Below are 13929 nucleotides of genomic sequence, written 5' to 3' on the forward strand. Positions count from 1 at the left end.
GGTTTAACTGCTTATCAATCCATTCAACAAGCTCTCTCTATTGATGGCTCCCTTTTTTCCCCTAGTTGAGCAATTACGAGTAATCTAAGCTGCTCTTAACTTGCCAAGCAATTGCCTGACCCTGTAAGACGCTCAAGTTTAGAGATTACACCCCTGTAGTTTATCATGTTTATTGAGATTTTAGATTAAAAATAAATTATTTCGGGGTCAATTTGCAGCCGGCTGATAAATATCCGTTGCTAGCAGCAGAGAACTATGGTCATTCAATTAGCACATTGAACCAATTCCAGTTTATCTCGTAACCGACGAAAGCGGTTGCTATATCTCTCTACAATTAAAATCTTGTGGGCGGGCTAAGATTGTCCGCCCCAAATGTGTTATTTAAATTGGGAAAAGCTTACACTCTAGTTGGTATCAGAATCATATTTTTCGGAGTGCAGCAGTGCGAACGTCTCGGCTCGCGAGTTAAGCTTTTGCACATTTAAATGCGCCACTTAATAATTAACCGCTCTTTCTAGAGTATTTTGTAACTGAAGTTCTAACGGTCGGTCGGAGCGAATTTGTAACCCGGGTAAATCGTGTTTTACTAATATTTTTTCGTCTTTTTCAGCAGTGGCGCTCGGCCAGAGTACCCAGCGGCTGCCTTGGGAAAGAGTGCTTAAACTTGCAGAGTTTGGAGTCAGCCAAATTATCGACAGTTTCGATCGACCCTCAACCGCATCTTCCCCAGCATTAACCGCCGCTAAAGTTTCCAAAACTACCCGATTCCCTGAGACGAGTCCAGTCCCGGCAGTCCAAAGTTTGACGTTTAACAGGCGCTTGCTAGCATAGAAGTAAAGAGAAGCTGCTACTGTCACGGCTCGTTCAAATTCCTCTGCTTGCCAGGCCGCAGCGCTGTCGAGAGCAATAATAATTTCTTGACCGCCGGCGGCAACTTCTAACTCTCTCACCCGCAGTTCTCCGTAGCGGGCGCTGGTGCGCCAGTGAATCAGGCGGGTGGGGTCTCCGTGGCGGTAAGGTCTGAGGTTGCGGGTGAGGCCTTCGGTGGCAGTTTGCGATCGACTGCGATTGTAAAATTGCGGGCTGTCTTCTTGACCGATGCGATCGATCAAAGGACAAGTGCTCAACGGCAAAACCTGCGGGTAGACAACCGCCACCGCTTTCGCCGGACGGCTGCGGCGGCACCAAAACAACCCTAAAGGCGCAGCCGTTCTCAAGTGCACCTCTTGCCAGCGATAAATACCGCGCTGCCGGACTTCTAGATAGTATGTATCCCTGTATGTACTGTTAGGCTCTATGACTTCGATCGGGCGGACGACCTCTTTTCCCAATACAAACGGCAAGATGTCTACCACTTGCAACAAAGTTTTAGGTTGGCGATCGCGATTTTCGATTTCTAGTTCGATCGTAATTTGATCGCCCGCACTCACCGGTTCGATCGGGAGGCGACGGACTTCCAAGGAACGGAGCGATTTTCCCGGCAAAACCGCCGCTACCCCCAACAGCGCCAAACCCCCACCGCTGAGCACGTACAGCCACCCAGACATTGTATTAGTCGCCGACCCAAAAAAGAAAACCGTCATCCCCGACAGCAGCCAACCCGCGTAGGCAGGGGTAACAGCACGATTTTCGAGCCAGTCGGCGATTTTGTGACCGATGTTCATAGGAGTTTAAATTGTTAATTACTCGATCGCCCCATCAAGCCTAATTGTAAAATATTCTCAGCATTTAACACCGAATTAGCTGCGAGCGATAAGATTAGAAATCGGGCATTTTTTCGCAATAAATCTACATTGACTGGAGACAAAAAAATGAACCCATTAAACAATCCTACACCCCTTCGACCAGAGGCTCAAGCCCGACGAACACCGCCGCCGCCGCCGCCCTTGGCTGCAACTCCCGCGCCGCCTCCACCCGCGCCGAGTGCGCCCCCCGCAGCCCAGCAGCAGCGGCCTGTTGAGACACCCATCAGTACGATCGAACAAATGGTCAGAGATGCCCATAGCGCAGGAGCTTCCGACATTCACATTCGAGTCGGCCAAGTACCTCGATTTCGGATTCGTGGCGTGATGCAAGTAGCAACCACCCACCCCAAAGTAACGCCAGAAATTTTTGAACATTACCTAGCCGAAATTCTCACCCCCGAACAGCGAAAACAGTTTGCAGCTACCAAGGAATTAGATGCCGCAATTTTTTACCCGGGCTTCGTGCGGTGTCGGCTAAACTGTTTTGATTCCCTCAGCGGCGGTGCCATAGTATTGCGGTTGATCAGTTTGGAAATACCGACTATCGATTCCTTGAGGTTGCCAGAAGTTCTCAAAAATATCATTTTGCGGTCGCAGGGATTAATATTAGTTACAGGGCCTACCGGTTCGGGGAAATCGACAACCGTAGCTGCGATGATCGACCATCTCAACCAGATGGAACAGAAGCACGTAGTTACAATTGAAGACCCGATCGAATTCATTCACCCCTCTAAAAAATGCTTGGTCAGCCAGCGTGAAGTCGGCTTGCATACCCACGAGTTTCAACAGGCTTTGCGGGCAGTTTTGCGGGAAGATCCGGATGTAATTCTGATTGGGGAAATGCGCGATCGCGTTACCATCAATACAGCGTTGCAAGCAGCTCAAACTGGTCACTTAGTATTGGGAACTCTCCACACTCGCAGCGCGATTAACGCTCTCAATCGATTGTTGAACCTCTACCCGCCCGAAGAACAGCAGGCGATGCGGATTCAAATTTGCGATTCTTTAGTAGCAGTAGTTGCCCAACTTTTGTTGCCAACTGTTGACAACCGCCGCGTCGCAGTTCACGATATTTTAGTGAACACGCCAGCCATGCAGGAATACTTGATGAAAGGTGCTGATGATGAAGCTTTCCGGTTGATGGAACATGATACTTACGAAGGAATGCAGATTATCAACCAGGGTCTTTACAAACTGGTGCTCGAAGGCAGAGTGACGATCGAAGAAGCGGCCAAAACTTCTCCCGAAGCCAGCGATTTAGACCGTCGCTTGCGAACAGGAGGCTACGATGTTGGGGACGCTCGTGGCTTTGAAGGCAGCAAAAAAGAACGCATTGTTCGCGCCTAGTAGCAGCACACATACAGGGGTAGCCACAGCAGGACTACCCCACCCATCAAATCACAAGATTTTCAGCAGACGGAAATATTTGATGAGGGCTTTTGTGCGTATTTTTACTTAAAATTCAACTATATTTGGTAACAAAAAATACATTTTAATTAAAGAGTAAAATGCTAGAATCAATATCGAGTGTATTGTTAAGTTTTTTAAACGTAGACCCTACTTTACATAAACTTTAAAATTGCGTGAAAACTCGCAGGTGATTGCAAAGAAATAGTAAAGATATGTTCGGAGTATTGCCAACACTCAGCAATTTAAGTATATAGTTGTAGTGACAAATTTTGGAGATAGAAGGTTCCGACTTTGCCGATCTCAAAAATAAGTCGGTTAAAAAAGCGCTTAATAAAACTACAAGTAGGCTTAATACAAGCAATTAGTAGCAGAGCCGATCGCGTGTTTTTTCCATTAAGTGGCTTTCAGTCTAAAAAATCTTAAAACTAAGCAGAGTTTGAAAGATTCTGTCCCTCGAAAATCTGTTTAACAACTCGCTGATCACTAACCGTATTTCTACAATTTAAAGGAGCCAAAAAAGTGAAGAGTGCATTTAACCCCTCAGAAGTGTTTGAAGCTGCCAGCAAAGCAGAAATCATCGATTGCATCCAGCAGCTAGTTCCCCCAGGTTCCCCGGAACCGCAAAATCCGGAAATCCTAGCGGCCTTACAAACTCTCACCGCACAGCTAATCTGGGCCTATCAAGCCGACGGACAATTAGAAAGCGAACCTTTTAGCGACGTGCGCGATCGTACAATTCACCTATACGCATCCGCCTGCAGCAGCAAAATCAAAGGAAAAACCATCCTCATCACTGGTGGAGAAGGATGCGTGGGTCGTTTCTTAATCGCAAAACTCCTCGAATTAGGCGCAACTAAAATCATTTCCGCAGACAACGCCCGATGTCAAAACCCCAAAGAAAATCTCCCGGTTTTTAACAGAGAAGGTGCTGTAACTTTCTATGCCGCCGACATTCGCAACTTCGAGGCGCTAAAACACATATTTGAGGTAGAAAAACCAGAAATTGTTTTTCACCTAGCAGCCCAACGCCAACCCGGACTCGCTGAAATCAAAATCCGAGAAACAGTTACAACCAGCCTGTTAGGATGTAAACACATCATCCAACTCTGCGAAGAATACGGCATAGAACACTGCATCTTCTCTTCCACAGGCAAAACATCTCGATATTTTACAACTGAAGTTTACGCGGCCTCCAAAAAGTTTGCCGAATGGCAATTTGCCAAAGCAGCTCAAGAAGGAGATGTCACCTATGGGATGGTTCGCTTTACTCATATGTTGGAAAATAGCTTGTTCTGCGAGCAAATGTCCAAAAAAGTACAGCAAGGTAAAACTGTCAACGTTCACGCTCCCCACCGCTACGTAACCGCTCAAAATCTTGTCGAAGCTGTACATTTATTACTGAATTCGCTGGTTGTATCCGTTCCCGGAAAACTGAAATTTGTCGCCGTGAGTAATCTCGGGTGGCCGACAGAAACCTTGGAAGTAGCTCTTTATAAAATTCTTGAATCAGGCAAAAACCTGCCGATTTATTTTCAAGGACTTTTGCCGGGATATGAAGAACCGTTTTTCCTTGGACAGTTTGACTGGAAAAAGCCTACAGACATTCACCTCCTAATTAATGTTTTGGAAGATCCTTTTAGAAGTGTTGATGATACTGGTGACATGGTGAGTGTAGAATTAGCTCCTTTTTCTTTGCGCGTGTTAGATAAACAAGTGTCGAAACTGGAAAGCTTAATCGGCGATGCAGATTTCCCGGAGGTGGAAATCAAGCACGCTCTTGTCGCAGCGGAAAAAGAAGTGATTGCTTCCTCTTTTGCGTGGAGTTCCCCCGAAGACTTGTTGAAGATTTTGCAGTGGGGGATCAATCCGAAGAAATTGCAAGGTTATGGAACGGAAATCGCTGACTACAGCGAAATTATCGAACTCCTCCTGCAAGGAATTTGCGGGCGGCTTAACCAAGAAGTCTTACACAGTGCGGGAGTTACTGCAGATGAGTTTGATGACTTAGTTGAGAGTCTTTCAACGCTGGATTTGATTCAAGCAGAAGTGGGATATTTGCGATCGGTGTCGAGATATCTCAGAGAATTTGCACCCCCCGCACAGTTCAACACCAAAAAATCTGAACCTTTTGCTATCCCCGATGCAGCGTAGCTTGAACATAGTTTTGAGTTGGGAGATTGCTTCCTGACTGGCCACCCACAGGGGGTAAATGAGTTATATCAATTCCGGTTGCACGAGCGAAATGATTGTTGACTGTTGACTCAAGATCTAAAAACTGAATGGTTGAGTGTTAACTGTTGACTCCATTTTATTATTCCGATGCAACCGGATTGGATGTTAAACATCGACTAAGTGTTTAGTTGATTAAAAATATAACACCCAGAAACCTGGTTTCTTTTAGAAACCTGGTTTCTCCAGTCTGGCCTTGTTTGAGGTTTAATTAAATTGAGTGACTTAACATTGTCAGAATAGACATGATATGATATTAGTTGCGATCGCACAACCGCAATGAAATTAATTGGTAGTAATGACGCTATTCCTAGTAATTTTAGGAGGACTTAAGTCGTCGCAACTAATGTGAAAATGATGATTTTTTGCGTGCATGATATAATGATACTTTAGAGAGCGTGGCGTCGTGAGTTAACAAAGGTGCAATAAGATTAAATAAACTCAATGAACGGAAAAAATAAAATAAAATTAAGGTACTAGAATTGTGGAAATTAATCAGCTACTGTTTCTATTGATTGATGTTGTGCTATTGACGATCGCCCTAATCCTGCTAATTCCCGTTGCAGTTCTATTCCTAGAATGCAGTGCAGCTTTCTTGTCGGGCTTCGGTGAAACAGCAAAAAGTAAAGAACCCCGCCCCAAAATAGCAGTTTTAATTCCCGCCTACAATGAAGCAGCAGGAATTGCCGCCACCATCTCCACCATTCTGCCGCAGCTAACACCTCAAGACCGCCTGTTAGTCATTGCTGACAACTGCACGGATGCTACGGCAGAAATCGCCCGCAACTACGGTGCAACGGCGATCGAGCGCCACGACACAGAACGCAAGGGGAAGGGATACGCCCTGGATTTCGGCTTGCAGTCGATCGCCTCAGACCCCCCAGAAGTAGTCATTATGGTTGATGCAGACTGCATCTGTGAGCCAGATTCCATAGAAACATTAGCCCGCGTTGCAATGGCAAAACAAAGACCGGTGCAGGCCACATATTTAATGGAACAACCGCCAGATCCTACCCCAAAAGATTCCATTTCAGCCTTAGCATTTCTCGTGAAAAACCTCGTCCGCCCCAGCGGATTAAAACAGCTAGGATTCCCGTCATTGCTAACAGGTACGGGCATGGCTTTTCCCTGGTTAATCATTCGAGATGTTCCTTTAGCTAGCAGCAATATCGTGGAAGATATGCAAATGAGTTTGGATCTGGCGATCGCCGGACATCCAACCGTATTCTGCCCCGAAGCCCGAGTCACAGGGTGTTTGCCGCAGCAGCAGGAAGCAGCTAAAAGTCAAAGAACCAGATGGGAACACGGACACATCCAGACACTGCTAACTCAGACTCCCAGGCTGGCGACAGCTTCGATCGAGCAACAGCGTTTTGACTTAATGGCGATCGCCCTCGACTTATCCGTCCCTCCCCTTTCGCTGTTAGTCGCTATCTGGCTAGCAGCTTTTGCAGCCTCATTACTAGCAGCAACCCTCGGAATATCTCCAATTCCGGCCGTCTTGTTAGGACTACAAGGATTGCTAATTTTAATTTCAATTGTCGGCGCTTGGGCTAAATTTGGGCGTGCCGACATTTCCGGTTCCACTTTGTTATCCGTACCTTTTTACATACTCTGGAAAATCCCTTTGTATCTGGGTTTTCTGCTCAAACGCCAAACCAAATGGGTGCGAACAGAACGCGATGTTTAATATTTAGATTGAGATTGTTTAACCGCAGATATCTGCGGTTAAAAAACATTATATAAAAACTCAATAAAAGCTCACCGCTGCACCGGAATTTCGATCGCAAACTCAGTCCCTTCACCCGGTGCGGAAATGCACATTAGCTTCCCACCGTGTTTCTCTACCACAATCTGATAGCTGATACTCAACCCTAAACCGGTACCTTTCCCCACAGCTTTTGTAGTAAAGAAAGGGTCAAATATTCGCGATCGTACTTCCTCCATCATCCCCCGACCATTATCAGCAATATAAATTCTCACCAAGTTTTTGTCGCATACCTCAGTCCTAATCTCAATCTTTCGCTCAAAGATTGGAGATAAAGGATTTTCTAGTTTGTCAGTTGTCTCCGGTAGCCCAACTCCTAACTCCACTGCATCAATTGCATTGCTCAAAATATTCATAAACACCTGATTTAACCCAGAAGCATAACAATTTACATTCGGCAGTTCACCGTACTCTTTAACTACCTCAATGCCATGTCCGAGTGCATCCTTTTTTAACCTGTGTTGCAAAATTAGCAGAGTCGAATCAATCCCGGAGTGAATATCCACGGGTTTCATCTCGGCTTCATCCAGGCGTGAGAAATTCCGCAGCGACAGCACAATATTGCGAACGCGATCCACCCCAGACTGCATCGATTGCAGCATTTTCGGCAAGTCTTTTTGAATAAAAATGAGGTCAACATCCTCTGTTTTAGCAACAATTTCAGGAGTCGGATTCGGGTAAGACTCTTGGTAAAGCTCAATCAATCCCAGCAACTCCGAGCTATAATCGCTAGCGTGAATGACATTGCCATAAATGAAATTAATCGGATTGTTAATTTCGTGAGCAACACCCGCCACCAACTGCCCCAAAGAAGAGATTTTTTCAGTTTGAATTAGTTGACTCTGGGTCGATCGCAATTCGCACAAAGTAACTTCCAACTGTGACGCTTTTTCCCTCAATTGCGCCTCCGACTGCCGCAAAGCATCCTCCGCCAACTTGCGCTCCGTAATGTCCTGTATAGTCCCAAATAACTTAATAACCTTACCAGCATCAAAAATAGCTTGTGCCTTAACACAAATATATCTAACAGCTCCATCAGCGCGCAAAATTCTCATCTCATACTCGCAAGGATTTCCTAACCGACTAATCTGCTCTACTACCTCTAACCACAACTTTAGATCATCTGGATGAATTTGCTTCCTGTGTTCTAAAATAGTGGGTTCTGGTAGTTTAGGATCAAGGCCAAAAATTCGGAATACTTCCTCAGACCAAGTTAATTTATCCCCCTCCAAATCAAATTCCCAGTTACCCAGGTGCGCCAGTTTTTGAGCTTCTTGCAGCTTCGTTTCTTTAGTCTTTAATTCCTGCGTGCGCTCTTCTACTCTCACCTCTAGCGTCCGCGAATAATCCTCCAACTGTTCCTTAGCCGCCGACAAATTAGCAACTAGCACTGCATTTTTCAGAGATATAGCCGCTTGGGAAGAAAGTATTTTTAAAACCTCCAATCTAGTTGGAGAAAACGCTTCTGAAGTTAAATTATTTTCCAGATAAAGAATCCCTACGAGTTTGCTTTGATTCATAATCGGAGTACAAAGCACCGATTTCACTTGCTGCCTTTTAATATAGGGGTCATGTGTAAATAAACCTTCCGTAGCCGCTTCTCTTAAAACTACATCAGAGTGCGTCCTTTCAACATAATTAATCACCGTTATTGGCAAAACATCCGCTGGAGCCACTATCGGACATTGCTCAACTGCAATATCTGAAAACTCCACCGATGCCGCTGCTTGAATCACCAATTTTCCTTCCCTGGGGATCAACAGAAAACCTTTTTGTCCCCCAGCATTCTCGATCGCTATTTTCATTAATTTTTCTAACAACTGGTCTAGCACAATTTCACTAGATAGCGCTTGAGATGCTTTCACAACAGTTGTCAAATCTAATAAACTGTTGTGACTGCTGGTCGTGCTATAATTAGTGCTAGTAATAGTTCGATCGCCGCTGGGTTTTGTCGCCGATGCAGGGGGCAAAGACATCGGATACTGGGACTCCAAATGTTTGACCTTGGCGGTTGCTCCCCAATGAATATAGCCGTAGTAAGCATCTATCAGATAAATCTCAGCCACTTTTTTTCGATCGCTAGCTAGATAAAATTCTGCGGCTAGTTCGTTTGCTAGCGCTTCTTCGTGGATGTATTCATTCTTCGATGCTCCTATCACCGCTCGATCGTAATACTGAGCAGCTTTTTCATATTGTCCCAATACTCGCGCTTTTTCTGCTTCTACTAAGTCATATTTGTGCTGATAATTTCCTGGAGAGTTCAACGCCCAATGCTTCATTTTTTTCTGAAGTGAAGCCACTTTTTTTAAATGTTTTTTCTGTTCATTTTTTGAAGCTGCAGGATACAAAGCTAAGAGCGCTAGAGAATAGTAAAAATTGTGGATGGGAACATACATCAGGGACATCACAGCCTCAGAGTAATTTGATGCTGTCATGGCATTTTCCGCCGATTTAGCATAATCTTTAAATACATAATGTAGCCATGATTTATAAAAATAAACTACAAAAATTACTAGATTATTTTGACTCTCCTTTAAAGCTGGCAGCATTGTTTCTTCATTAAACTTTTCGCCAACTAACAAACTATAATTGGCTGTTTTACCTGGCAAATTTAAGACTACTTGCGCCGCAACTCTGGCTTGATAAATCATAAATTCATTCTTATAATTCACCAACATTTGAATATATTGACTCTGCTTAGCCTCGACTGACTCCAGAGGTTCGCCGCTCAAAAATATATAATTGCTATAAACACTAGCACAATAACAAGCATTGTTGACATCTCCCGTTTCTAGTCCGCTCTGAATACCCTCAAGTAAACCGATCAGACTTTTCCTGACCTGTTCAGACTAGGGACGGATAAAACTATTAAAAATTAGTGAAATTTGAGAGTTGTACAAGTTGGTGTTGAATCGTTCTAAAAGTGCCTGAGCCATTTGACCGTATCGGTATCCAGAATCCATATCTCGTAACACTGCACAGTGGAGCGTAGCATAGTGTGCATACCCGACACTAGACAGCGGCGCATTCCCGTATTTAAGAGAAAGAGTAACCATTTTAAATACGAGCAGTGGGAACATATAGGGTGCTACTACAAAAGCAGCCGGACCCATATTCGTTAAAATCCGTAGAGCCGCAATTTTATTAGCATCAGTCATTGGTGGCAACTCCGCTAAATCCTCAATCCGTTTGTTTCCCACCGCTAATTTTGTCCGTATTAGCCACAGAAAAAAAAATAATTTCTTGGGTTTTTGAGGAAAATATACTCCCAGCATTTTCAAAGCTTCTAGACCTATATCTATGGAAGCTTGGCATTGATTTTGATTAAAGTAGAAAGCAACTTTTAGCTCATAAACTTTGACTTTTTTTAGCGGATTTTTGGCAAGAAATATAATAACATCTGATAGCTGGAACCCTCGCTCAAAATCGGTATTTATATAGGATGATTCCAGCGCTTCGAGATGAAGTTCCATGATTAAATTGTAGTGAGTATGCCAAGCTTGTTCTGGTAGCAGTTCTATACCTACATTAAAATATTTGAGCGCTGCTTCATAGGCGGCAGAACTCTTAGCTTTCTTGCCAGCTATAAGATTAAAGTTAGCTAGTTCATTTCGCTTTTGTTGATTTGTGATGAATGCCACCCCGGTATTGAGTTGGTTGACAATATCAAAGATATTTTCTGCTATCTCCGATGCCGGAGTTGAATTCAGTAGCAGGGTGCCGACTTTTAAGTGGGTTTGTTGTTTCTGGGAGTCAGGGATCAGAGAATAGGTGGCTTGCTGTACGCGATCGTGGAAAAATCTGTAAGAAATTGAGCGTTGCATAATTGCGGGATGATTTTGATTGTTTTGTGGGATGGGCGTCCCGCCCGTCCGGTGTGTTTTCACAATTTCCTCATCAACCACGGGAATTTTGTAAGCATCGCTCATTGGCAGAATTAAACCAGCTTGCAGCGCATCCCATAAATCCGCCGCCGTTTCCGAGCCGGATTTTTCCCTCACAATTGCCAAATTTTCTAAACTAAAACGGTTGCCTATACAAGCAGCTAATTTTAATACTTGCTGCGTCTCCTCCGGCAGTTGTTTCAGATTCCGAGCAACTAATTGAACGACACTGTAATCGGCAATGCCAGCAGCTTCAATTTCCGTGATGTCCCACTGCCATGCACCAACAGTGAAATCAAAAACTAACAGTTGTTCTGAGTGAATAGTTGAGAGAAGTTGAGTTATAAAAAATGGATTTCCGCTAGTTTTGTTAAAAATTAACTCTGTCAAAGACTTTAACTTTTCAGTTTCATTACCCAAAGTATCGCACAGTAGCTCAGTTACGCTGCTCAAATCTAAACATGGCAGGATAATGTGATGCACCTGAGCACCAGTCTGTTAAATTTTTTCGACAGTTTGAACTAACGGATGAGTCGAATTTACTTCGTTATCTCGATAGGCTCCTATCACTAAAAAATATCGGCTATCCCGGTCAGTAACTAATTCCTGAATCAACTTTAAGGAAGCTAAATCTGCCCACTGCAAATCATCCAAAAATAGAACTAATGGGTGTTCTGCTTGGGCAAAGACATTCAGGAATTGTAATTGCTCAACCCCCCCTACGGACAAAAATAAAATCTCTGAAACCCTTTGTAGGCAAGTATTCCAAAGTTTGAACACAATTATTTCATTTTTCCGTTTTGATCGCTGAAACCATCATTTTCTCGTTGATTTTATTGAAGAAGAAGCTTTTTGCTTAAAATTCACAATCTGAAACTGGTGAGCTTGAGGCAGTTTCAGGGGAGGGGGGTAGTTGAGCAATTACCAGGAATTCTTTGAAGAATCGATTAAAGCGATTTTGAGATTCTGTAGACCCCAATTGTGGAACAGCCGGCTGCGAACCAATTATTAGTTCAAAAGAAGGGACAACATCAATAATAATTTCACCGTTGGTACCCAGCTTTGACAAAAGCTTTTGTTTCCAAATTGCCAACTCTTCTGAGCTTTTTGTTAATAACTGCTGTATCAATGAATCAAACGCTTGAGTTATTGCAGCATAAGGAATATCCCGCTTAAACTGGTCAAATTTGCCAGCAATAAAATAACCCCGCTGGCGTACAATTGGTTTGTGAATTTCACTGACAACTGAGGTTTTACCGATGCCTGAGTAACCGCTTACCAACACCATTTCAGTTTTTCCAAAGCTGACTCGATCGAAAGATGCCATCAAATCAGCGACTTCTTGTGTGCGACCGTAGAGTTTTTGGCGAATCAAAAATTGACCAGATTTGTCAAGTATCCCCGGCAGAAAATTTTCTATTTTGCCAGTATTTTGTAGCTGGGTTAAACAATTTTCCAGGTCTGCTTTTGCTCCAAAGGCACTTTGATATCGGTCTTCGGCATTTTTAGCTAATAGTTTCATGACAATGGATGAAACCATCTGCGGGACTTCACTGTTTAGTTGATGGGGAAGAACTGGCGTCACTGCAATGTGACTGTGAATTAATTCTAAGGGGTCGGTTGAATTAAAGGGCAACACTCCTGTGAGCATTTCATAAAACGTGATGCCTAGAGAGTACAAGTCTGTTCGGTAATCGAGGTCGCGGTTCATCCGACCAGTTTGCTCTGGGGATATATAAGCTAAAGTGCCTTCTAACACAGTACCATTGCTATTTTGATGCACCTCTCTAGATAGGCGCGTTGCCATGCTAAAATCTGTGATTTTTACTTGTTGAAAATCTGAAGAGGTAATGATAATATTTGAGGGTTTTATGTCTTTATGAATAATCTAATTTTGATGCACTTCTCCGAGAGTTTTAGTCACTTGAATAGCCAGCGGCAAAAATTTCTTAATTTTAATACATTTACCCGCTTGATGGTCTTTGATAGATTGACCGCCGCAATCTTCTAAGATCAGAGCGAAACTGTTTTTATATTTTTCTAAGCTATAGGGTTTGACAATCCCTTCGACTTTGAGATTTGAGCTAATTTTGTATTCATGTCTCAAACGGGTAATTTGTTCTATTGTGGGATATTCGGTATTGAGTGTTTTAATGATTACTGACGATCGATCGGACTCTCTGACTGCGCGATAAATGATGGACTTTACACCAACTTGAACAACTTCTGTGATTTTGTAACCGGGAAGTGCATTCATGGCTTTTATTCTCTGACGAAGTATGGGGTTAACCTCGCCCTTGATGTCGATCGGGGCGCACGGTACTTAAATATTTTTAGGAGTTTATATAACTTTAGATACATTAAAAATTAAGTAATTACTCTGTATTTTTCAAGGTAAGTCGATGCCTAAAGGTGTAGATGGTGTGAACTGGCTGACAACAGCACATCTGGTGGGAGATCCCGCTGAGATGTGCGGTATGACACTTTACGCAGTTGAGCATTACAATATTGTAACAACTCGGTTCTGCCGATCGCACACCTGACCGACAAATCCCGATCGATTCAAGATTTAGCTCGATGTTTGAGCGTTGTCACCAAGAACGAATGGGACGCCCTGGACTTGAAAACAGAGGTTTACCCGATCGAGAACACAATCATACACGATCTAAAACACTAAGTATGTGTGACCTAAATCACATACACTTAGTGATTAAGTCATTAGTGTATTGATGAGAATCAGGTGCCTCACGATGAAAGAAGTATTAACTTTAAGTAACTACACAAAATTAATTACATAAAGACTTCTTGCTAGGTAAGGCTTTCACGCGAAATATTGTGTAATTAATTTTGCACGACTACTTAATTGAAAAGAAGAAGCAAGAATTTGCGGCGT

Annotated in this window: 7 protein-coding genes and 1 pseudogene; 3 read left to right on the plus strand and 5 right to left on the minus strand. The window is 43.5% G+C overall.

Annotated features, from left to right (window positions below; all coding sequences use genetic code 11):
• Positions 1–494: 494 nt before the first annotated feature.
• Complete coding sequence (locus tag QUA44_RS19190; protein ID WP_333255537.1) at positions 495–1664, minus strand: DUF58 domain-containing protein; 1170 nt, start codon at positions 1662–1664, stop codon at positions 495–497.
• Positions 1665–1811: 147 nt separating this feature from the next.
• Between QUA44_RS19190 and QUA44_RS19195 the strand changes: the two genes are divergently transcribed.
• From QUA44_RS19195 to QUA44_RS19205, 3 genes are all read left to right on the plus strand, one after another.
• A complete protein-coding gene (locus QUA44_RS19195) occupies positions 1812–3092 on the plus strand; it encodes a PilT/PilU family type 4a pilus ATPase (protein ID WP_333255535.1) in 1281 nt (426 codons plus the stop codon).
• 582 nt (positions 3093–3674) lie between these two features.
• Positions 3675–5306 carry a polysaccharide biosynthesis protein gene (locus QUA44_RS19200; RefSeq protein ID WP_333255533.1) on the plus strand — a complete coding sequence of 544 codons (1632 nt, stop codon included), beginning with the start codon at positions 3675–3677 and terminating at the stop codon, positions 5304–5306.
• Between the two features lie 562 nt (positions 5307–5868).
• The gene (locus QUA44_RS19205) at positions 5869–7074 is read left to right on the plus strand and encodes a glycosyltransferase (protein ID WP_333255531.1); all 1206 of its coding nucleotides are present in this window, start codon (positions 5869–5871) and stop codon (positions 7072–7074) included.
• A gap of 71 nt (positions 7075–7145) precedes the next feature.
• Here QUA44_RS19205 and QUA44_RS19210 read toward each other — a convergent pair whose 3' ends face one another.
• The 4 genes and pseudogenes from QUA44_RS19210 to QUA44_RS19225 all read right to left on the minus strand — a co-directional run.
• Positions 7146–9884 (minus strand): ATP-binding protein, encoded by a 2739-nt coding sequence (locus QUA44_RS19210; RefSeq protein ID WP_333255529.1) that lies wholly within the window; start codon positions 9882–9884, stop codon positions 7146–7148.
• A 117-nt stretch (positions 9885–10001) separates the two neighbouring features.
• Positions 10002–11489 carry a hypothetical protein gene (locus QUA44_RS19215; protein ID WP_333255527.1) on the minus strand — a complete coding sequence of 496 codons (1488 nt, stop codon included), beginning with the start codon at positions 11487–11489 and terminating at the stop codon, positions 10002–10004.
• Positions 11490–11534: 45 nt separating this feature from the next.
• Positions 11535–11765, minus strand: a complete 231-nt coding sequence (locus QUA44_RS19220) for an AAA family ATPase (protein WP_333255526.1) — start codon at positions 11763–11765, stop codon at positions 11535–11537.
• A gap of 190 nt (positions 11766–11955) precedes the next feature.
• A pseudogene (locus QUA44_RS19225) lies at positions 11956–13293 on the minus strand (protein kinase domain-containing protein); the annotation flags it as partial.
• Positions 13294–13929: the final 636 nt, after the last annotated feature.

It is taken from the genome of Microcoleus sp. N9_A2 (assembly GCF_036701775.1).
In the GTDB taxonomy this organism is placed as follows: domain Bacteria; phylum Cyanobacteriota; class Cyanobacteriia; order Cyanobacteriales; family Microcoleaceae; genus Microcoleus.

Excerpts from the sequence above, each read along its gene's own strand:
- QUA44_RS19190 (WP_333255537.1), bottom strand. The coding sequence starts at position 1,664 with ATGAACATCGGTCACAAAATCGCCGACTGGCTCGAAAATCGTGCTGTT.
- QUA44_RS19195 (WP_333255535.1), top strand. The coding sequence starts at position 1,812 with ATGAACCCATTAAACAATCCTACACCCCTTCGACCAGAGGCTCAAGCC.